The sequence below is a fragment of the Burkholderia sp. WSM2230 genome (assembly GCF_000472445.1).
Classification (GTDB): Bacteria; Pseudomonadota; Gammaproteobacteria; order Burkholderiales; family Burkholderiaceae; genus Paraburkholderia.
This window is the reverse complement of the sequence record NZ_AXAJ01000024.1, coordinates 36,547-57,823: the sequence shown is the minus strand read 5'-3', so window position 1 is coordinate 57,823 and position 21,277 is coordinate 36,547. Positions and strand designations below refer to the sequence as shown.

Annotated in this window: 19 protein-coding genes, 1 tRNA gene and 1 pseudogene; 7 read left to right on the top strand and 14 right to left on the bottom strand. The window is 63.2% G+C overall.

The window, feature by feature from the left end:
* Positions 1-15 precede the first annotated feature (15 nt).
* The 3 genes from A3AC_RS0128345 to A3AC_RS0128335 all read left to right on the top strand — a co-directional run bounded on the left by A3AC_RS0128345 (position 16) and on the right by A3AC_RS0128335 (position 2,987).
* Positions 16-1,332 carry a Zn-dependent hydrolase gene (locus A3AC_RS0128345; protein WP_025602931.1) on the top strand — a complete coding sequence of 439 codons (1,317 nt, stop codon included), beginning with the start codon at positions 16-18 and terminating at the stop codon, positions 1,330-1,332.
* Entirely contained in the window at positions 1,329-2,831 is a 1,503-nt protein-coding gene (locus tag A3AC_RS0128340; RefSeq protein ID WP_025602928.1) for a M81 family metallopeptidase, read from the top strand. The genes A3AC_RS0128345 and A3AC_RS0128340 overlap by 4 nt, the downstream gene beginning before the upstream one ends.
* Before the next feature lie 79 nt (positions 2,832-2,910).
* Positions 2,911-2,987, top strand: a tRNA-Val gene (locus tag A3AC_RS0128335).
* 92 nt (positions 2,988-3,079) lie between these two features.
* Here A3AC_RS0128335 and A3AC_RS0128330 read toward each other — a convergent pair.
* Complete coding sequence (locus A3AC_RS0128330; protein WP_025602926.1) at positions 3,080-3,970, bottom strand: amidohydrolase family protein; 891 nt, start codon at positions 3,968-3,970, stop codon at positions 3,080-3,082.
* 2 nt (positions 3,971-3,972) lie between these two features.
* On the bottom strand, positions 3,973-5,286 hold the full coding sequence (locus tag A3AC_RS0128325) for an MFS transporter (RefSeq protein ID WP_025602924.1): 1,314 nt from the start codon (positions 5,284-5,286) through the stop codon (positions 3,973-3,975).
* A 166-nt stretch (positions 5,287-5,452) separates the two neighbouring features.
* On the opposite strand from A3AC_RS0128325, the gene A3AC_RS0128320 reads away from it, so the two are divergent.
* Positions 5,453-6,196, top strand: coding sequence for a GntR family transcriptional regulator (locus A3AC_RS0128320; protein ID WP_035476036.1), 744 nt, complete (start codon positions 5,453-5,455; stop codon positions 6,194-6,196).
* Between the two features lie 161 nt (positions 6,197-6,357).
* On the top strand, positions 6,358-7,668 hold the full coding sequence (locus A3AC_RS0128315) for an MFS transporter (protein WP_025602921.1): 1,311 nt from the start codon (positions 6,358-6,360) through the stop codon (positions 7,666-7,668).
* A gap of 79 nt (positions 7,669-7,747) precedes the next feature.
* Here the strand turns inward: A3AC_RS0128315 and A3AC_RS31195 are convergent, their stop codons facing one another.
* From A3AC_RS31195 to A3AC_RS31340, 5 genes and pseudogenes are all read right to left on the bottom strand, one after another.
* Complete coding sequence (locus tag A3AC_RS31195) at positions 7,748-7,882, bottom strand: hypothetical protein (protein WP_006049077.1); 135 nt, start codon at positions 7,880-7,882, stop codon at positions 7,748-7,750.
* Positions 7,883-7,889: 7 nt separating this feature from the next.
* Positions 7,890-8,945 (bottom strand): permease, encoded by a 1,056-nt coding sequence (locus A3AC_RS0128305; protein WP_025602919.1) that lies wholly within the window; start codon positions 8,943-8,945, stop codon positions 7,890-7,892.
* Between the two features lie 25 nt (positions 8,946-8,970).
* A complete protein-coding gene (gene mnmH, locus A3AC_RS0128300) occupies positions 8,971-10,038 on the bottom strand; it encodes a tRNA 2-selenouridine(34) synthase MnmH (RefSeq protein ID WP_025602917.1) in 1,068 nt (355 codons plus the stop codon).
* Between the two features lie 188 nt (positions 10,039-10,226).
* Positions 10,227-11,291, bottom strand: a complete 1,065-nt coding sequence (selD, locus tag A3AC_RS0128295) for a selenide, water dikinase SelD (RefSeq protein WP_025602915.1) — start codon at positions 11,289-11,291, stop codon at positions 10,227-10,229.
* Between the two features lie 279 nt (positions 11,292-11,570).
* A pseudogene (locus A3AC_RS31340) lies at positions 11,571-11,660 on the bottom strand (LysR substrate-binding domain-containing protein); the annotation flags it as partial.
* 161 nt (positions 11,661-11,821) lie between these two features.
* On the opposite strand from A3AC_RS31340, the gene A3AC_RS0128285 reads away from it, so the two are divergent.
* A complete protein-coding gene (locus A3AC_RS0128285) occupies positions 11,822-12,025 on the top strand; it encodes a hypothetical protein (RefSeq protein ID WP_232231997.1) in 204 nt (67 codons plus the stop codon).
* Between the two features lie 41 nt (positions 12,026-12,066).
* Here A3AC_RS0128285 and A3AC_RS0128280 read toward each other — a convergent pair whose 3' ends face one another.
* On the bottom strand, positions 12,067-13,896 hold the full coding sequence (locus A3AC_RS0128280) for an ABC transporter ATP-binding protein (RefSeq protein WP_025602909.1): 1,830 nt from the start codon (positions 13,894-13,896) through the stop codon (positions 12,067-12,069).
* A 205-nt stretch (positions 13,897-14,101) separates the two neighbouring features.
* Positions 14,102-14,677, bottom strand: coding sequence for a DUF3005 domain-containing protein (locus tag A3AC_RS29590; RefSeq protein WP_035476035.1), 576 nt, complete (start codon positions 14,675-14,677; stop codon positions 14,102-14,104).
* A gap of 471 nt (positions 14,678-15,148) precedes the next feature.
* Here A3AC_RS29590 and A3AC_RS0128270 point away from each other — a divergent pair, with 471 nt between their 5' ends.
* The gene (locus A3AC_RS0128270; RefSeq protein ID WP_025602907.1) at positions 15,149-16,615 is read left to right on the top strand and encodes an esterase-like activity of phytase family protein; all 1,467 of its coding nucleotides are present in this window, start codon (positions 15,149-15,151) and stop codon (positions 16,613-16,615) included.
* 127 nt (positions 16,616-16,742) lie between these two features.
* Here the strand turns inward: A3AC_RS0128270 and A3AC_RS0128265 are convergent, their stop codons facing one another.
* The 5 genes from A3AC_RS0128265 to A3AC_RS0128245 form a co-directional block, all read right to left on the bottom strand.
* Complete coding sequence (locus A3AC_RS0128265) at positions 16,743-17,141, bottom strand: hypothetical protein (RefSeq protein ID WP_025602905.1); 399 nt, start codon at positions 17,139-17,141, stop codon at positions 16,743-16,745.
* Positions 17,142-17,152: 11 nt separating this feature from the next.
* Positions 17,153-17,821: an RraA family protein gene (locus A3AC_RS0128260; protein ID WP_025602903.1), complete on the bottom strand. Its 669-nt coding sequence runs from the start codon at positions 17,819-17,821 to the stop codon at positions 17,153-17,155.
* Positions 17,818-18,858, bottom strand: a complete 1,041-nt coding sequence (locus A3AC_RS0128255) for an amidohydrolase family protein (RefSeq protein WP_025602901.1) — start codon at positions 18,856-18,858, stop codon at positions 17,818-17,820. The genes A3AC_RS0128260 and A3AC_RS0128255 overlap by 4 nt, the downstream gene beginning before the upstream one ends.
* A 55-nt stretch (positions 18,859-18,913) precedes the next feature.
* Positions 18,914-20,236 (bottom strand): MFS transporter, encoded by a 1,323-nt coding sequence (locus A3AC_RS0128250; protein ID WP_025602899.1) that lies wholly within the window; start codon positions 20,234-20,236, stop codon positions 18,914-18,916.
* 126 nt (positions 20,237-20,362) lie between these two features.
* Complete coding sequence (locus A3AC_RS0128245) at positions 20,363-21,262, bottom strand: LysR family transcriptional regulator (RefSeq protein ID WP_025602897.1); 900 nt, start codon at positions 21,260-21,262, stop codon at positions 20,363-20,365.
* Between the last annotated feature and the right edge of the window lie 15 nt (positions 21,263-21,277).

The window sequence follows — 21,277 nt, the reverse complement described above, 5'->3', positions numbered from 1 at the left end:
TATGAGGAAGCATTGATGCAAGCTCATGACTCTCAACGCGGCGAGGCGCTTGCCTGTTTGCGCGTCGACGGCAAACGGCTTTGGAACAGCCTCATGCAACTCGCGCAGATCGGCGCGACAGACAAGGGCGGCGTTTGCCGACTCGCGCTCAGCGAACTGGATCGCCTCGCGCGTGACCGGTTTGTCGCGTGCGCGAAGGAAATCGGCTGCACGGTACGCGTCGACGCGATCGGCAATATCTTCGCCCGCCGCGCGGGTTTGCGCGACGACCTGCCGCCTGTCATGACAGGCAGTCACATCGACACGCAACCGACCGGCGGCAAGTTCGACGGCAACTACGGCGTGCTCGCGGGCCTCGAAGTACTGCGCACATTGAGCGATGCGAATGTGACCACGCTCGCGCCCCTGGAAGTGGCGGTGTGGACCAACGAGGAGGGCTCGCGCTTCGTTCCGGTGATGATGGGTTCCGGTGTGTTCGCCGGCGCCTTCACGCTGGAGCATGCGCTCGTTCAGTGCGACCACGACGGCATCTCGGTGCGCGACGCGCTGGTGGCTATCGGCTACGTCGGCGAAAACAGAAAGCCGCATACCGTTGCCGCGTATTTCGAGGCGCACATCGAGCAGGGCCCGGTGCTGGAGGCGCATGACAAGACCATCGGCATCGTGCAAGGCGCGCTTGGCCAGCGCTGGTACGACGTCACGGTGCAGGGCATGGAAGCGCATGCTGGACCCACGCCGATGGCGTTGCGCCGCGATGCGCTGCTCGTCGCCGCCGATCTGATTCACGCGGTGAACCGCATCGCGCTCGACCACGCGCCGCATGGCCGCGGCACGGTCGGCTGGGTCGACGTGCATCCGAACTCGCGCAATGTGATCCCAGGCCGCGTCAAGCTGACGGTCGACCTGCGAGCCGCCGACGACGCGACCCTCACCGCGATGGACCGCGCTTTGCGCGAGGCGTGCGACGCCGCCGGCAAACAGGTGGGCATCGAGGTTGCCATCGAGCAAGTCGTGTACTTTGCGCCGCAACCGTTCGCGTCGGAGCTGGTGGCCGCCGTGAAGAAAAGCGCCGACATGCTGGGCCTTTCGTCAATGGACGTGATCAGCGGCGCGGGCCACGACGCCGTCTATCTCGCGCGCGTCGCGCCCGCCGCGATGATCTTCGTGCCCTGCAAGGACGGCATCAGCCACAACGAGATCGAAGACGCACGCGCGGATCATCTCGAAGCCGGCTGCAATGTGCTGCTGCATGCAATGCTGAACGCGGCGCAAAACGTGCAGACAGTGCAGAGAGCGCAGAGAGCGCCGCTACCGGAGGGCTCGAGCGCATGAAAATCCTGATCGCACGGATCAATCACGAGACCAACACGTTTTCGCCGGTGGCCACGCCGTTGTCCGCTTTTGGTCAGAACGGCGCGAACCCCGGCCCGAGTTTCGGCGACGACGCGTACCACGACAACAAGGGCATGCAGACGGCAATGGCCGCGTTTATCGACGCCGCGGAGCGCGAGGGCGCGCAGATCGTGACGCCTGTTTCGGCGGCGGCGAATCCGAGCGGACCCGTCGAAGCGGCCGCGTACGACACGATTTGCGCCGCGATTCTTGCCGCCGCGCCGGGCTGCGATGCCGTGATGCTCGATCTGCACGGCGCGATGGTCGCGGAGAATTCGAACGACGGCGAAGGCGATCTGCTCGAACGCGTGCGCGCCGTGTTGCCCACTGCGCCAATTGCCGTCGCGTTGGACCTGCACGGCAACGTCACGCAAAAGATGATCGACAACGCAGACGTGATCGTCAGCTTCAAGACGTATCCGCACGTCGATATGTATGAAACCGGCGCGCACGCTGCGCGTTTGCTGTTCACTCTCATGCATGGCGACGCGCAGCCCGTGCTTGCGTGGTGTCAGCCGCCGCTGCTCACGCACACGTTGCGCAGTGCGACGGCCGAGGGCGCGATGAAGCGCGCCGTGGACGCCGCTCGCGCCGCCGAGGCCGAGGGCATGCTCGCGGTCTCCGTGCTGTCCGGTTTTTCGCTCGCGGATATCGAGGCGCCGTGCATCAGCGTCGTGGTGGTCGGCAACGGAGATCGCGCGCAAGCGGACGCGGTGGCGGAGCGCATCGCGCGGCAAATCTGGAACGAACGCGAAGATTTCGTCTATCGCAGCGCGCCGCTCGCGGAGTCGGTCGCACAAGCCGCCGCGCTCGTTAAGGGCGCCGACAAGCCCGTATTGCTGCTCGATCATGGCGACAACTGCATGTCGGGCGGCACGTGCGACCGCATGGATCTGCTAGAAGAAGCGCTTGCGCAGAATCTCGACGGCATCGTCATCGGGCCGTTGTGCGATCCTCAGGCGGTGGCCGCGTTGATGGCCGCGGGCGTCGGCAGCACGATCACCATCACGATCGGCAACAAGGTAGAGAGCAGCGTAGTGGCGTCGCGTGCACCCGTTGCGATGACCGGTGTAGTGCGCGCTTTGACCGACGGCGAGTACGTGATCAGCGGCCCCACTTACACAGGACAACGCGCCCACATGGGCCGCGCCGCGGTGCTCGACACCGGCACGGTGAAACTGGTCGTGACCGAGCACACGCATGAACCGTGGGACCTCGGTGTATTCGAAAGCGTCGGCATCGACCCGCGTCGCGCGCGCTTTCTGCTGCTCAAGTCGCGCATGTATTGCCGCCCGGTGTTCGTGCCGATTTCGGCGGGGCTCGTGGAGTGCGATAGCCGCGGCGTGACGAGCTCCGACTATGCGCTCTTCGCTTTCAAAAACGTGAAGCGCCCGGTCTTTCCGCTTGACGCGCAAGCCGAATGGAATCCGGCGCACTGAGCGCCGCGAGCGCCTATCGCATGAATGCCGCGCGGCTCTTGTGCAGTTGCGAGAGACTCTCTATAATTCGCGCCTCTACAGGCTCGTAGCTCAGTTGGTTAGAGCACCACCTTGACATGGTGGGGGTCGTTGGTTCGAATCCAATCGAGCCTACCAACGCATCGGTGACGTAGACGAAAGCGGCTTCGCTTTCGTCTACTGTCCTGTCAAAGCAGTTTCTTCAGTTCCTCGCCCCGTTCGAATCAAGCTCAAGTCGCGCGTTGCAGAGCGGCGCCTGGTGCTTGTGCATCGTGCGCGGCAGATTCGAGCTCGAATGCATAGAACTGCAACGCCGTCGTGCGAAGAATCGCGTCCAGCGCGTGTGCTCCAAGGTCGAGCTTCAGCAGCGTCGACAAAGTGTCTCCATAACTCGTCACCGTTTCATATTGCGTGTGCGGCCAGTCGCTGCCCCACATCAAACGTTCCGCGCCGAAGTGGTCGATCAATTGCCTCGTTGCGTCCGCAACGAAGCGCGAGCCTGGCACCGTGCAGCGATACGCGCCCGACACCTTGACCCACACGCGCCCTGTCTTGCCATAAGCGAGCAGCGCCTTGAAGCCGCTATCGTGTGTGCCCAAAGCCGGCTCGGGCCGGCCGAAATGGTCGACCACCACACGCACGCCGCGCTCGAGCAGACGGTCGATCAACGGCGCGAGATCGGCTGCGTTTCTGTGCAGCTCGACATGCCAGCCGAGCCGCACCACCTTGTCGAGCAGCGCTGTCCACGGCTTTGTGCCGAGTTCAGGCAGCGACTGTTCCATCAGGTTCAGGCGAACTCCCGTTACGCCACGCTCATGCATCTCCGTCAGTTCGCATTCGGCTATATCCGGCGCGACCACGGCGACGCCGCGCAGGCGTTGGCTCTGAGCGGACAAGGCCTGCAGCAGATAGCGGTTGTCCGTGCCGAGAAAGCTCGGCTGCACGAGCACCGCATGGCTCATTCCGTGGGCGTTAAGGAGCGGCAGATAGTCGTCCAGTGTTGCGTCGTACGCGGGCGCGTAGCGCCGGTCGCCACTCAGGGGCAGGCCTCGCTCGAAGACGTGCGCGTGCGCGTCGACGCCACTTTGTGCAAACGGAATTGAGGATGCAGATGCGTTCATGTTCAACTACGCGGAGGATTCAGAGTGAGATGAGCGGCGTCGGTGCTGCGCGTGCCGTTGGCGGACTGCTCCGGCGCTGCGCCACGCAGACGCTTGCCGCGCGTTTCCGGAAGCAGCAGCACGGCGATCATGGCCAGCCCGTATGCGATGGCCGCGTCGATGCCGATGGCCGCGCCGAGCGACATCGAGTGGCTCATGTAGCCGACCAGCACGGGAAAACCTGCGGACGCGATGCGCCCGAAGTTGTAGCAAAAGCCCACGCCGGTGCCGCGCATGTCGGCGGGATAGAGTTCATTGAAAAGCGGGCCGAGGCTCGCGGGAATGCCCGCGGCGAAGAGGCCGAGCGGAAAACCGAGCACGAGCATCTGCGTGTTCGTTAACGGCAGCATGACGTAGGCGAGCACCGTGACGATGCAGCAGAAAGCGAACAACGCAATGTTGCGACGGCGACCGATGCGATCGAGCAGATAGGCGCTCAGCATGCAGCCGCACCAGAACGCGGCGATCACGACCGCGAGGTAGCCGCCCGTGTTCAACACGGACAGATGCCGCTCCTTGGCAAGGAATGTGGGAAGCCACGTCATGATCGCGTAGTAACCGCCGTGAGCGCCCGTACCGAGCACCGCGCCGATGATCGTAGTTCGCAGCACGCGCGGCTGGAATACCTGAAGGATCTGACCCGGCGCGGACACCTTGGCCACGGCGCCGGCCTCTGCCGACGCCGCGCGTACCGGCTCCTTCAGATTGCGCCGCACGAACAGCACGAGGCCGGCGGGCAGCAAGCCGACTGCGAACATCACACGCCACGCGTTGTCTGCCGGCAGCCATGAAAACACCGCGGCGTAGACCAGCACCGCCGCGCCCCAGCCGACGGCCCATGCGCTTTGCACCGCGCCCATCGCCTTGCCGCGATGTTCGTTGCGGATGGTCTCCGCCATCAACACCGCACCCGCAGCCCATTCGCCGCCGAAGCCGAAGCCTTGCAGCGCTTTGAGCACCAGCAGTTGCGGGAAATTCTGCGCGAACGCGCACAGGAAGGTGAAGCCGGCAAACCACAGAATCGTCATCTGCAAGGTGCGCACGCGGCCGAAGCGGTCCGACAGCGCGCCCGCAATCCAGCCGCCGAGCGCGGACGAAATCAGCGTGACGCCGCTGATCGCGCCCGCCTGCGTGTGACCGATGCCGTACGCCGCGATGATCGCCGGAATGGCGAGCGTGAACATCTGCACATCGAGCGCATCGAGCCCCCATCCTGCGAAACAGCCCCAGAAGGTGTTGCGCTCCACTGGCGTACTTTCTTTGTACCACCTGAACATGGCCATCTCCGTCCGTTGTTCGTGCCCAGTATTCATGTATTCATATATATGACTGTATGAATATTGCGCTTAATTGGACGCCTGGTCATTGGGTAATAACCCTTGCTCGCCCCTGACTGAGGCGATGCGGTACAGTAGTTACTTCTCTGTATAACTGTATGAATTCATGAATACGGCGTCTTTCGTGTCCAAGCCAGATGACCGGCTGCCCCGCTATCAGCAGTTGCGCGACGATCTCGTCAGCCGCATTGCCGCCGGCGAGTGGGCGCCCGAAGAGGCCATCGCCACCGAGGCCGAACTCGGCCAGTTCTACAACGTTTCGACGGGCACGGTGCGCAAGGCGATCGATCTGCTCGTAAGCGACGGCGTGCTGACGCGAACGCAGGGCAAGGGCACGTTCGTGCGGCGGCCGCGCTTCGACTCGTCTCTGTTCCGCTTCTTTCGCTTTGTCTCGCGCGACGGCCAGCCGGTGCGTCCTACGGCGCGCGTGCTCAAGCGCGAGATCGTCAAACCGACCGAAGAGATCCGCGACGCGCTGCGAATGAAGGCGTCGGAAAAAGCGATTCATCTGTCGCGCGTACGCATGATCGAAGGGCGAACGGTCCTCGCGGAGGAAATCTGGCTGCCGCGCGCGCGCTTCGAGGCGCTCGCCACCTTGCCGCTCGATCAATTCGAAGACCTGCTGTACCCGCTCTACGAAAGGCTGTGCAAACAGATGGTGGCCTCGGCGACGGAAATTCTCCGTGTCGAACAGGCTACCGCCGAAACGGCCACGCTGCTTCGCATCAAAACCGGCAGCCCGGTTATTCTGGTCCACCGCGTGGCCTCCGACTTCGCCGGCGCGCCGTTCGAATGGCGCAGCACACGCGGCGCGGCCGATACCTTCCAGTATCAGGTCGAAATCCGCTAAACGCGGCTTCGGCGTCTTTCTCCTGAAGCGAGGCGGCCCGAGGCGAGCCTCGCGTCCACTCACGCTATGCGGGTATCACCCCATGGCGTCAGTCTACGATTCATACAATCATATATATGACTGTATCAATTTTCGCCGTGGGACGCGGCAGCGGAGAAAGCATGTCCAACGAACTCGCATTCGAGCAGCAGGTCATGAAGAAGATGGCGTGGCGGTTAATGCCGCTTCTCATCGTCATGTTTCTGATTTCGTTCATCGACCGGCAGAACGTCGGCTTCGCCAAACTGGAGATGGTGCACGCGCTCGGCATGACCGAAGCGTCTTACGGCCTGGGCGCGTCGCTGTTCTTCATCGGCTATCTGCTGTTCGAGGTGCCGAGCACGCTCGCGCTGCATCGCTTCGGCGCGCGCGCCTGGCTTGCGCGCATCATGATGACGTGGGGCGTCGTTACGGTATTGATGGCGTTTGCCCGTTCGCTGCCGGTGTTCTATTCGTTCCGTTTTGCATTGGGCGTCGCTGAAGCCGGGTTTTATCCGGGCGTCATCTACTACCTCACGCAATGGTTTCCGCAGAGCTACCGCACCAAGGTGCTGGGTTTCTTCACGCTCGGCAGCTCGCTCGCGAACATGCTCGGCTCGCTGATCGGCGGGCTCCTGCTTACGCTCGGCGGGACGTGGGGCTTCGCGGGCTGGCAGTGGGTGTTCATCGCGACCGGTCTGCCCGCTGTGATTGTTGCCTTTGTCGCGCTCAGATACCTGCCGGATTCGGTGAGCGAGGCGCCGTTCCTCTCGCCGCGCGAGAAGGAAGTGGTGCTCGCCGCGCTCAAACGCGAAGCGTCCGACCATGCGAAGGCGACCCGTCCGTGGGCCGCGCTGCTCGATCCCAGGGTGTTGATGTTCGCGGCGACCTACATGCTGATGTCGACGTCGCTCTACGGTGTGACGTACTGGATGCCGACTCTGCTGAAGAGCGACGGCGTGTCGTCGTCGCTCAATGGCGTGCTCAACATGATTCCGTGGGCGCTTGCCACGCTCCTGCTGCTGTGGCTGCCGGGCAAGCTCAAGCGCGAGCGTCTGGTGTTGAAGGCGATGAGCATGGTGGCGGGCATCGGCGTGGTGTGCTTCGCATCGAGCCTCGTGCTGCCGACTGCAACGCTGCGCTTTGCAGCGCTGTGCTTCGGCGGAGCGTGCATTCCATTGCTGTATCCATGCTTCTGGTCGCTGCCGCCGCGCTTCTTCTCGGGCGCGCGCGCTGCGGCGAGCGTCGCGGCGATCAATGCGATCGGAAATCTGGGCGGCTTCGCGGGACAGAACCTGATGCCGTATGTCGGCAAGGCAGCGCACAGTCAGATTGCGCCCATGCTGGTGCCGACCGCCTGTCTGCTCACCTTGGGAATAGGCACCGGCATTGCCGCTCTGATCGGCGCGCGCCGCCGCATGACGCTCGAAGCAGCGGCGCTGCGTTCGAACTGATAGACGTTGCATGAAGAAGCGGCCGCGCATAAAACACGGCCGCCGCAACGAGCTTCGATAACGGGCTTCTAGCGTTGCTTCAAGGACGAAGCAGATCGAAGCTCGCCAGCACTAGAACGCCCGTCACGGCGATCAGCGCCACCGAGTGTTGGCCGAAGTAGAGAAGCGCCGCCGCCGACCACGAGGCGAGCGTAAACACCGCAAGCTTTTTCATTAGAACCTCAGAACCTCAAGGCCGCCGCGAGCAGGCCGCTTACCACGCCGCAGATCACCACAGCCAACGCCACGACGGTCAGAACGCGCTTCGGGAACGAGCGCCCGAGCATCGCCATAGACGGCACGCTGATCAGGGGCAGCGTCATCAGCAGTGCGCCAGCCGGGCCGGCGGCCATGCCGAAAGACAGCATGGCCTGAATGATGGGCACTTCGCCCGCCGTCGGAATCACGAACAATGTGCCGGCGATGGACAACGCAACGATCCACAGCACGCTGTTGTCGATATCCGGCCCGATGTGCGGAAAGAGCCACGCGCGCGCCGCGCCGAGAATCAGCACGAGCACGATGTATTCGGGCACGAGACGCAGCGTCATCGAGCCGAGGATTTTGACCCAGCGCGTGAAGGCGGTGCCCGATTCGTCCTCGGCGACGAATTGCGCGATGGCTTCGCGCGACGCCTCGGCTTCCGTCGGCGTGACCATGCGGTTCACCAGATAGCCAAGCCCGAACACCATGACGAGGCCGAGCGCGAGCCGCAGACCCATCCACTGCCAGCCGAGCACGAAGCCCATGAAAACCAGCGTGGCCGGATTCAGCGCGGTATTGCCGAGCCAGAATGCGATTGCCGCGCCGGGTGCGGCCTCGCGTGCGCGCAGTCCCGCGACGACCGGCGCCGCGCAGCATGTGCACATCATGCCGGGCAACGACATCAGGCCGCCTTTCACGACACTGCTGAAGTCGCTGCGGCCGAGCGCGCGTGCGACCCATTGCGGCGGAATCAGCGCCTGGACGGCCGAACCGAGCAGCAGACCCAGCACCATTGCCTGCCAGATCGCCTTACCGTAGGCGAGTGCATAGTCGATGGCGGATTGCCACGACGCCTCCGGTGCGCTCGCCGAGGTGCCCATCAGAATCGACTTGCCGATCGAGTGCTGGCTAGCGGCGACGAACGCGCGGTTGTAATACGGAAACCACTTCACATAGAAGAGTCCGACGACGGCGATCGCGAGGAACACGATCCAGCCAAGCGCGACGCGGGGCTGCCGAAGGGTTGATTGCATGTTGTTCTTAAACGTTGATGTTGGGTCAGACGAGCGCGAATGAGTGCTTCTCCAGTTGCGCGAGAAGCGTCCGGGCCTGATCGACGACGTCGGCGTCGTTGGGCCGGAAGTGGATTTTTAGCGCTTGCGGCAATTGCACGAAATGCTCATGGCTGCTGCGCGCATACGCAGGATCGTAGTGCAACTCGATCAGTTCGTTCGCGAGTTCGGCGCGCCGGTTCTGGTCGACGAGCTTCTGCCAGCCGGCCACGCGCTCGCGGCTATGCAAGCCGATCAGACGCTGCAGTTGCGCCTTCAGCGACTCTGGATCGTCGAACAGATGTGCGTAGTCGTGAAGCAGGAAGGTCGAGCGGTCTTCGCGGCTCGTCACCACTTCCACGCACGCGCCGCGATGAAACGTGTCGAGCAGTGCGAGCGGCAGCGTGATCGCGCCGATGCGGCGGCTCTCCGCTTCCACGAACACAGGCCGGGCCGGATCGAAACCGCGCAGCGCGCTCGCGAGCAAGGTGTCGAAGCCCTTTTGCGACGGCTGCGGCACACCCGCCCACGCACCGAGCAGCGAGCCGCGATGCGCGGCGAGCGCTTCCAGGTCGAGCGTCTGCGCGCCGGCTTCGTGAAGCGCCGCCAGCAGCCGTGTCTTGCCGCTGCCGGTCGGGCCGACCAGCGCGACATAGCGGAACTGGGCGGGCAGCGTGGCGAGCGCTTCGACTGTGGCGCGCCGATACGTCTTGTAGCCGCCGTCCAGTTGCCGCGCCGGCCAGCCGATCATGTTGAACAATGTGGTGACCGAGCCCGAGCGTTTGCCGCCGCGCCAGCAATACACCAGCGGCCGCCAGTTGCGCGGCCGGTCTGCAAACGTGGTTTCCAGGTGCCGCGCAATATTGCGGGCGACGAGCGCCGCGCCGACCTTGGTGGCCTCGAAGGGCGACACCTGCTTGTACATGGTGCCGACGATCACCCGTTCCTCGTTGCTCAGCACCGGCGCGTTCATCGCGCCTGGAATATGGTCCTCGGCAAACTCGAGAGGCGTGCGCACGTCGATGATTTCATCGAAATCACCTGCTTGATCGAGGCTGACGAGTAGGTTTTTCAAGGGTGTACCGGGAGCAGACAGCCCGCAAAAGCGAGGGCGCAAAAGCCGCGCGAAAGCGGATAAAAGCGGCGCCCGCAGGACGCCGGAAAGACCGAAATTATCGCACGCGCCGCGTGCAGCAGCAGAGCGCTGCTTTCGGCAGCCTTTCGGCCGGCAATGCTGGGCGCCGGCGCCCTCCAGTTGACCTTTTAGACGACCTCCACGCGCCCCGCGCCGGCAACCATTTCGCCGATCACACGGGCGTCGCCGAAACCGTCGGCGCGAAAGAGGGCGAGCACGTCATCGACGGCTTCGGGCGAACAGGACACGAGCAGGCCGCCGGAAGTTTGCGGGTCGGTGAGCAGGGTGCGCGCGGCGCACGGCAACGTCGCCGGCAATGCAATGTCTTTGCCGTAGGCGTCCCAGTTGCGCCCCGACGCGCCAGTGAACACGCCCGCCTCGACAAACTCGACGACCCCGGGCAGCCAGGGCAGATCGGCGTAGCGCACGCGCGCGGTCAGGTTCGAGCCGCGCGCCAGTTCCAGCGTGTGGCCGAGCAGTCCAAAGCCGGTGATGTCGGTGAGCGCGTGCACGCCGTCGAGCGCGGCCAGTTGCGCACCCGGCCGGTTCAGCTTCGTGGTCGCGCCGATCATCGCCGCGTAGCCGTTCGCGTCGAGCCGGTCTTTCTTGAGCGCCGCCGAGAGCACGCCGACGCCGAGCGGCTTGCCGAGAATCAGCACGTCGCCGGCCTTGGCGCCCGCGTTGCGCTTGACGCGCCGCGGATCGACCACGCCGATGGCGACGAGACCGTAGATGGGCTCGACCGAGTCGATCGAATGGCCGCCCGCAAGCGGAATGCCGGCGTCGGCGCACACCGATTCGCCGCCTTTGAGCACCGCCGCGATCACGTCGTGCGGCAACACATTGATCGGCATTCCGACGATGGCGAGCGCCATCAGCGGTTTGCCGCCCATTGCGTAGACGTCGGAGAGCGCGTTGGTCGCCGCGATGCGGCCGAAGTCGAACGGATCGTCGACGATCGGCATGAAGAAGTCGGTGGTGGCGACAATCGCCTGCTCATCGTTGAGCTTGTAGACCGCGGCGTCGTCGGCGGTATCGTTGCCGACCAGCAGGTCGGGAAAGAACGGCAGCGGCGCACTGCGTTTGAGCAGGTCCGCGAGCAGTCCGGGGGCGATCTTGCAGCCGCAGCCGCCGCCGTGCGAGAGACTGGTCAGGCGGGGCGAGGAACTGGGTTCTGCGTGAGTGTCGATCATTGTGGCGCGTGTTTCTAGCTTCGAATGATCGCATTATGAAGCCTGTCGGCGTGGCGCGCTGCGGGGTGCGCCGCGGGTTACGCTGCTACCCAGAACTCTGGTGTGAATCCGGCCGCGTTTTTCAGGCCGCGCGCTCCTTGTGGCCGATTTCCCGCTCGATCCACGCGATAAACCGCGCCACCCGCGGCAACTCGGCATTTTGCGGCGGATAAACCAGATGATGCGCGCCGACCTCGACCTCGACCTCGACCGAAACGATGCGAGCCGCGGCGGCAGCTACATGAGCCCGAAGCTCGGGCTCGAATGCACGCGCAGAATCTGCACCTCGGTGCGGCTCGACGCGCGCTCGGTCGCCCGGCTCAGACCGGCTCAGACCGGCGAGAGAACCGGTCACCGTCAATCGCGCGCCAATGCCTTGCCGGTACGCGCTTTGCTGTCATCTTTCCGGGGCGATGCGGGCGGCACGGCAGACGCGGATCGCCGGCGAAAGGGCATGGAGGCGTGGCATGGGATGTGGCGCGAAGGGTGTCATGACGCTCAGGCAGGAAACGGATATTGCCGGCGAGGAAATGCTCAACATGCAGCACCTTGAAGCGAGCCCGGACGGCAAGTTCGTCGTGCTCGTGGAAACCGAGCGTTCCGAATGGGGCGTACAGCAGCAGACCAGTTACCGGCTGCCTGCCGAACGCCTGATCGAGTTGATCAGAAAAGAAGGCGAACGCATGGACGGTTAGTGTTTGGCCGTTTCTTCCGCGTGCGGCGATGACCGGGCGATTCAATTCAGCGTATGCGCTGCCGCGCGCCGGCCGTGGCGCGCGAGCGTATCGCGATAGATGCCCGGCACCATGGCCAGTTGCGCGGGCGAGCCTTCCTGAACCACGCGGCCGCGATTGAGCACGATGATCCGGTCGAACGACTGCAACGTCGAAAGCCGATGCGCAATCGCAATCACCGTGCGGTTTTGCATGAGGCGTTCGAGCGCGGCCTGAATGACGATCTCCGACGCGGTGTCGAGCGCGGAAGTCGCCTCGTCCAGCAGCAATATGGGCGAATCCTTGAGTATCGCGCGCGCAATCGCGATGCGTTGCCGCTGCCCGCCGGACAGCTTTGTGCCGCGGTCGCCGGCTATCGCATTCAATCCGTCCGGCAATGCGGCGATGAAATCCATGCAGCTCGCGTCCTCGCATGCGCGCTTCACTTCTGCTTCGGTTGCATCGGGGCGACCGTAGCGGATGTTCTCGAGCAGCGAGCGGTGAAGCAGCGTGACGTCCTGCGGCACTACGGACATTGCTGCCTGCAGGCTTTCAAGCGTCACGTATGAGATGTCCTGATCTGAAATGCGCACGCAACCATTAGCGGGCTCATAGAAGTGCTGCAGCAGCGCAAGCACCGTCGATTTTCCCGCGCCGGACGGCCCGACCAGACCCACGCGCTCCCCCGCTTCGATATGCAGCGTCAGGTTGCTCAATACGCGCTTGCGGCCCGGATAAGCAAACGAAACGTTTTCGAAGTCGATCGTCGCCTCACGCACGACGAGCGGTATCGCTTTGGGCGGCTCGGGCATCGAATAGGGCATCAGCAAGGTTTGCGACGCTTCCGCGAGACGGGCCACGTGTTGCGTCAAATCGACGAACGCGACCGCGACATCGCGCGAGCCGTGCAGAATCGCAAAGCCCAGCGAGCCGACGAGCACCACGTCGCCCGTGCTTGCGCGGCCTTGCGTCCAGAGCCAAAGGGTCCAGCCGAGCAGAATCGCCGACAGCAACACGGTGGCGAACGCGTGCAGAATGCGCAGCTTCTCCAGATACAGCAAGCTGCGTCTGCGCGCCGCAGCCTCGGCTTCCAGGTGACCGTCGAAGCGCCGCAATTCCGCATGCAACGCGCTGAACGCGCGCACCAGACCCATGTTGCCGATCACATCGACGAGCTCGCCGTCCACCGAAGCCGCCTCGCTCGCAAACGCTTCATGCCGCGAGGTGCCTTTGCGCGCGAGCCAGAAGAGACATGCGCTCAGCAGCGCGGAAATCGCCACGAGCGCAATGCTCATCGGCAAGCTGACGGTTGCGACCATGATGATGGCGCCGATCACCGTGAGGGTCGGCGGCAAGGCGGTCCACGCAACCGTGTTTTCGATCACATACACGGCGTTTGCCGTGGCCGACACGCGGCTCGACAGCACGCCCGGTTGTTTGTCCGCGAAAAAGGTCGGCGCGTGGCCCATCAGATAGCCGAACATGTCCTGGCGGATGTCGCCCGTCACACGCACGAAAGCGCGTGACGAGACCCAGCCGGCGACGCGCCACATCAGATTGTCCGCGAAGATAAGAGCGACGAGCACCACGAATGCGTAGGCGACTGTCTGCGGATGGGCGCGTCCCTGAGGCAGCGCGTCGATCAGATTGCGGATGCCATACTGCGAAGCAAGCGCGAAACCGACTGCGGCGACGACGCTCACGAGCACGATGACATGGGCTGCTTTGCGGCGCGCGACATAGCGCCAGATGAGGTGAATCGGCCGGCCCGCATAACGCGACAGAACGCGCGAATGCCGGCGCCCGCGCACGCGGCTCGCGCGCCCCCGATCGCCGTGCTCGACGAGTTCCATGGTGCCCCTTTCGAACTTGCGCGCCGGCAGGCGACACGTTTTTCCTCCGCGCGGGAAGATGTTCCGTGTGACCGGCGAAGAAGTGGCGCAAGGGTCATGCCTTGTCTCGCGACGCGTTAGTGCAGGAGCTGACTTGCCGCTGTGTGCCTATATGTGCCCTTAGGTGCGCTCGCTAGTGGCGGTATGCGAGCGCCTGCGCTTACGTTCAGGTTTCATTGTCCCCGCGCAGCGCGTCGAACTGAATGACGTGCTCGGCCAGCGAGCCGTTTCTCCTCTCGACGTAGACGGTGCCGCGATACGTCACCTGCCAGCCATCGCGCGCTGCAACGAGCGGCAGGTTGCCGCCCGCGCGGCTGTCGATGCCGCCAAGCCCCGCTGCGGGAGCGGGAACATGGTTCTCCAGCGTCGCGTTCGACGAGATCACATTGTCATGCCACGCTGACTCGTCTTTCCTCGCTTCGAGGTTTTTGCCGTCGGTGTCGACTGTGTTGTCCATCGACGCGGTATTCGCGGTATCCACGGAAACGGTGCGGCTCCTGGCACGTTGCAGCGGGTCGGGGGAGTCGGAGGTGACTGCGTCCAGGTCGATGGGCGGCAGATTTGCCGCGTTGTTCTTGCGCGCGCCCGGCTCGGCGGAGCCCGCGTTGCCGGAACTGCCGAACTCCTTCGCCTGCGTGTGAGCATCCGGAGAAGCCGTGCCGGTCGCGGGCGTGTGCGCCGGACTTTTCGCCGCCATTTCGTTCTGCTGTTTCTGGGTGGGATTCTGCTCTGCGTTCTGCATCTTTGCTCCTGCCGTTAGGGACTCGACGGCTGGCGCCGTGCTTGTGGGCCGCTACTGCCGTTGCTGCCGCTTTGCGAAGTCCGCTCAAAAGCCCTTGTGCGATACCTCCGGATCAGAAGGCCGTGCAAAAAGCACGCGAAAAACGCACATGAAAGCCTTACATGAAGCGTTGAAAAAATTGACTGGCGCCAGAGTCGCGGACGGCTTGCGTCGTCGCGATGGCGGGCGCCGTGCCTGTTACCCGCAGCGAACGTTCCCGCCAGGCGCATGGCCCCGCGGCCGCCGAGCACCGCGGGAATCAAGTCACCGTTGCGTCATATGTCTCACGCAATATTACCGGCGGCCACCCGGCCGACGGGCTGCGCGCCGGCCGTTCCTGTCACGTCGCGAACATCCATGCCGGCCAGTATCTGGATGATGCGCGGCGCCAGACACGTCTAAAACAAAGCATTCCATTCAAGGAAGACAATCGTGTCTCGTTCAAGACTGTTTGCTCTGACGGCGATCGCCTCGTCGCTCATGTTCGCGACGGCTGCGCACGCTGCGGTCGATCTCATCGCGGTGGGCCAGCTTGGCGGCCTGACTGGCGATCTTTCCAAGGAAACGGCGGCGCCGCTCGAAAACGGCGTGGCGGGCAACCTGCTCGGCGGCCTCGGTTCGGGCATTGCGTACGCGGGATGCCATACGTTCGTTGCCGTGCCCGACCGCGGCCCGAATGCGGTGTCGTACAACGCGGCCATCGACGATACGGCGTCGTACATCAACCGCTTCCAGACGTTGCGCCTGCGCTTGCAGCCGGGCGCGGCCGGCGCGTCGCTGCCCTATTCGCTGACGCCGAAGCTCATTGCCACCACTTTGCTGCATACCTCCGAGAAGCTGGTCTACGGATCCGGCGCAGCGGCCAGTGTGCCGGACGGCGCCCCGGCGCTGAACAGCCGCAATCACACGCATTACTTCACGGGCCGTTCGGATAATTTCGATCCCACGCGCCTTTCGACCAATGATCGCGACGGACGCTTCGATCCGGAAAGTGTGCGCGTGAGCAATGACGGCGAGAGCGTGTATATCTCTGACGAATACGGCCCGTATGTCTATCGTTTCGAAAGGCGCAGTGGCCGGCGTATCGAGACTTACAAGCTGCCGGACATGTTTGCTGTCTCGACGCTAAGCCCCGTTGGCAGCGATGAAATTGCGCAGAACACCGCAGGCCGCGTTGCGAACAAGGGAATGGAAGGTCTCGCGATTTCGCCTGACGGCAAGACGCTTTTCGGCGCCATGCAAAGCCCATTGATCCAGGACGGCGGCACGGACGGCGCTTATACGCGTATCGTGAAGATCGACACTCGCACTGGAAAAACCACGCAGTTCGCGTATCCGCTTACCAACATCGGCACGACGGCAAAGCCGAAGTATCCGACCGTCAGCGACGTGGTGGCCGTGAACGATCACGAACTGCTGGTCGACGAACGCGACGGCAAAGGTCTTGGCGATAATTCGACGGCTGCGTTCAAGAGAGTCTTCCATATCGACCTGGCAGGCGCGCAAGACGTGAGCAACGCAAGTGGTCAAGCCGGCCTCGCGCCGTACGCCGTGCAGAAAACGTTGTTCCTCGACGTGGTCGCGCAACTGACCGCGCACGGCTACAACGCGAACGACATTCCCGCGAAGCTGGAAGGACTCGCGTTCGGGCCGGACGTCATGATCGGCGGCGCGAAGAAGCACACGCTCTTCATCGCAAACGACAACGACTTTCTCGGCACGGTCACCGATACGAATCATCCGGCGGGCATCGCCAATCCCAATCAGTTTTTTGTCTTTGCATGGGACGCGAGCGAACTGCCGGCCTACGTCGCGCAAAAACTCGTTGGCGCGGATGCGGGCAAAGCGCGCGGTCACGATGACCACGTCTGCGCGCCGGATCACGACGACGACCACTGACGCACTTTCTGCGTAGCACGCCGTTGAATGCGGCGCGCTACGCGTCGGCGTTAAAGAGCGGCGGTGGCGAATTACCTTAGCGCGGTCGCCGTGACGCATATTGCCCGACCGGCGAGCGGTTAGCGTATTACGGCGGCAAGGGTACGTCTTCGATAAGCTCCGCTTTTACAGCGCGAATCCTTCGGTCGACGAAATATCCGCCGCCTTCCGTGTAGTGCAGGTAAAGACGTCCGCATAACCTGCATTCCCATACAGAGCATCGGTTGTAGGGAAAGTAGCGCGGCGCAATGGGCGCGTCGGCGGACCAGTAGGTCGTCTTGTCCGGCAGATACTCGCTGAAAGTCGGCTCGGCACACTCTTCGGGCAGCAGCGTGCCGATTTCGTCGAACTGCGTTTCGTCGAGGGAAAGCGGCTGCGATTGCCAGCCGTCGAGCGGCGTTTTCATGCACGCGCATGGAGCGCTTGCGCGCGCTTCGGCGCGGCGCGCGAGTTCAAGAAGCGTTGCAGCGTTCAAATATTGCACCATGTGGCTCACATTCAGGTGTTCATCATTCTGTCGCGTTGAGGGGCAACCCATGAGCGGTCGAAGTTGCCCTCGGCAATCGACTTCAACGCCGTCGCCTCTTTCGCCTGTTGCCGGCGCGCGCCTTCTATTACAGCGTCGACATCGGCAGGCGCGATTGCGAGCAGGCCGTCTTCATCGCCGACAATGATATCGCCTGGATGTACCACCATGCCACCCACGGTGACAGGCACGTTGATTTCGCCCGGCCCGTGCTTGTAGGGACCACGATGCGTGACGCCGCGCGCATACACTGGAAAAGCGCGCTGACGTAGAGCGCCGACGTCGCGAATTGCACCGTCGATCACGAGCCCGTGTACGCCGAGGCTCTCTGCGAAGCTCGCCATGATCTCGCCCATTAGCGCCTGCGTGAGGTCGCCTGCGCCGTCGATCACCAGCACATCGCCCGGCCTGCAGAAGTCGAACGCACGATGAATGGCGAGGTTGTCGCCGGGGCGCGTATGCACAGTGACCGCCGTACCGGCGAGAGGCTTCGGTTGATGATAGGGCTGCAAGCCCAGCATGCCGCTCGCGCGCGCCATGTTGTCGCTAAGCAGTGAAACCGCGAGTTCGCGCAATGCATCGAGTATTGCAGGCCGCGCTTGCGGCGCGGACTCAAATTCGCGCCATCCGATTTGATTCATACAATGGCTCCTTGCGTTGCAAATTGTCGATCGAGTTGACGCGATAGCCGCGGATAAACCGCACGCGCGTTGTCTTCATAAATGCGTTGCCGGTCCGCGTCGCTGAGCCATTCGATCGCGTCGATGTAGCGGCGCGTGTCGTCGTAATAGTGGCCCGTTTCCGGATCGATGCCCTGCACCGCGCCTATCGTTTCCGAGGCAAACAGGATGTTCTCGACCGGGATCACTTTTGCGAGCAGTTCAGCGCCGGGCTGGTGATACACGCAAGTATCGAAGAACACGTTCTTCAGCAGGTATTCGCGCAACAGCGGCCGCTTCATGTCCTGCGCGAGGCCGCGGTAACGTCCCCAGTGATATGGCACCGCTCCGCCGCCGTGAGGAATGATGAAACGCAGCGTGGGGAAGTCCGCGAAGAGATCGCCGGTGAGCAACTGCATGAACGCGGACGTGTCGCCGTTGATGTAATGCGCGCCGGTCGCATGAAAGTTGGGGTTGCACGAAGATGACACGTGGATCATCGCGGGCACGTCGAGTTCGACCATCGCTTCATAAAGCGGGTACCAGGAGCGGTCCGTGAGCGGCAAGCCCGACCAGTGTCCACCCGACGGATCCGGATTCAGGTTGCAGCCGATAAAGCCGAGCTCTTCCACACAGCGCCGCAATTCGTCAATACAGTTCGCGGGCGGCACACCGGGCGCTTGCGGCAACTGACATACGCCGACAAAGTTGCGCGGGAAAAGCGAACACACGCGATGCACGAGGTCGTTGCACTCGCGCGACCAGTGCGCGTTGGCTTGCTCCGTGGCGAGATGGTGGCCCATGCCTGCGGCGCGCGGAGAGAAAATCGTGAGGTCGGTGCCGCGTTCGCGTTGAATGCGCAACTGGCCGGTTTCGATGCTCTCGCGGATTTCATCGTCGCCGATGCTGGGGCGCGCTGGCGGTGTTCGCCCGTCCTTCAATGCGGCGATCTGCTGCGTGCGCCATGCTTCGTGCTGCGGCGGCGAGGTCGTGTAATGCCCGTGACAATCGATGATCATGGTTTGCAAATACCTTCGTCTGGTTGTCGCAATGTCCGGTTGTTGGTTCGCTGCATCAGGCACGCGGCGCGGCATCGCCGGTCGTGAGCGAGGCCGTTTCGTCCTCCGGCGCCGTGACCCGCATGACGAGCGCGATGATCGTCGACACCAGCAGAAACGCTGCAATCGTCAGCAAGGCAAGCTTGAAGTTGCCGGTCGCGCTGCGCACGAGGCCAATGCTCCATGGCCCGACCAGTCCGCCGAACTGCGCGATGGTGTTGATGAGGGCAATGGTCGCAGCGCCCGCGGCACCCGTTCTGAATGACGACGCAAGGCTCCAGAACAGCGGATTGCCCGCATAGATGAACAAGCCGGTCACGCACAGCAGCACATAGGCGATGACCGGATTCGGCGCGTACGCGCTGCCGGCAATCGCCAGCGCACTCATGAAGTACACGAACGCGAGGTGTTTCTTGCGATCGCCGGTGCGATCGGAACTGCGGCTGATCAGGAACGTACCGAGCACGCCGAGCAGCGGCGGTGCGGCGGACAGAAAGCCGACTTCGAGGTTGGTTAGGTGCCCCAGGCTTTTGACGATCTGCGGCAGCCACAGGAACAGCCCATAAATGCCGACGAGCGCGCAGCCGAACAGGCATGCGAGACTCCACACGCGTATATCGCCCGCCACACGCAGCAGCGGAAAGTGGGTGTTGCCGCCCAGGGCTTCCCGTTCGGCGGCGAGCGTCGATTCGAGCCAGTACTTTTCATCGGTAGAGAGCCAGTGGGCGTCTGCCGGGCGCTCGGTCATGATGCGCAGCGTGAGAAGACCGAGCAGCATTGCCGGCACGCCTTCAAGAATGAACATCCACTGCCAGCCATGCAAACCGAGAATGCCGTCAGCGTAGGTCATTAGCGCAGTGGAAATGGGACCGCCAAGTACTGCCGAAAATGAGCCCGCGATGATGTAGCCACCCACTGCGCGTGCCCGGTAACGCACTGGAAACCACTTCGTGAGATACACCGCGACGCCCGGCAGAAAGCCCGCTTCCATCACGCCGAGCAAAAAGCGCAGCACGTAGAAGCTCGTATCGTTGAAGACGAATGCGGTGATCGCAGCCACCGCGCCCCACGTCAGAAGAATGCGCGCGATCCAGCGCCGTGCGCCGACGCGATGCAACAGCAGATTGCTCGGCACCTCCAGCAGCATGTAGCCGACAAAGAAAATGCTGCCCGCAAAGCCGAACACAGCGGGGCTGAAGCCCAACTGTTTGTTCATGTCCAACGCGGCGAAACCGATGTTGATACGGTCGAGATAATTGAAGAACATCATCGCGAATAGCAAGGGCATCAGGCGCCCATATACCTTTCGCATGGTGACGGCTTCGTCGATCGGGTTCATGCTGTCTCCTACCTTGCGGCACGGCCAAGTGGCGGTGCCTGCGTTCTTGTCATGTGTACCGTCAATGATAAGAACGTGCTGGTGAGGGGTCCAAGACCGGTTGCTTATGCTTGTATAGGCTTTTGCTTATAGTGGGGCGTCCGCAATCGGCTGCGGCAGGCAGGCGAGGAACGCACGCAGATGCGGCGAGGCGTCGTCGGTCCTGAAGGTGGCGGCGAGCGTCGAACGGTACCTGGAACCCGGCCCCACCAGATGTCGATAGACGACATCGCTGCGGCCGAGCCGCGCCACCGATTCTCCAATGAAGGTCACGCCGAGCCCCGCCGCGACCAGCGCGATTGCGGTCTGAATTTCATACGCTTGATGAGCGACGAGAGGCGTCAAGCCAGCGTCGCGATACAACGATAAAACAGAGCGCTTGAACTGCGCGTTCGGATGCTTGGGGTAGAGGATCAACGGTGTATCCGCGAGATCGGCGATTCTTACGTTTTTCCGCGCGGCGAGCGGATGGCCGGGTTCAAGTGCGGCCATCACCCGTTCGCGCAGAAGCGGATACGACGTGCAGCCTTCGATTGCCAACGGCTGCCGCCCGATGCCGATATGAATGCGCATGTCGCGAAGCGCGTCCGTTTGCTCCTCGGTGAGCATTTCGAAGAGCTTCAATTCGACTTGCGGATACGCATGATGAAATGCCTTGAGCGCGGGCGGCAGAATGCTGTACATCGCCGAGCGCGTGAAGCCGATGCTGAGCCAGCCGCGCCGGCCCACGCCGATTTCCTGCGTCGCGAGGCTCGCCTGTTCCAATGCGCCCAGTATCTGACGCGCTTCAGTGCATAGATAGTGCCCCGCCTCCGTGAGCGTAAGCGGACGTCTCGCGCGATCGACGAGCTGCGTGCCGAGCCGCTCCTCCAGCGAACGTATCTGCTGACTCAATGCGGGCTGCGCAATATGCAACCGATCCGCAGCGCGGCTGAAATTCAGCTCTTCGGCAAGAATCACGAAGCACTGTAAAGCCCTAAGATTCATAGCGATTCTGTTTGA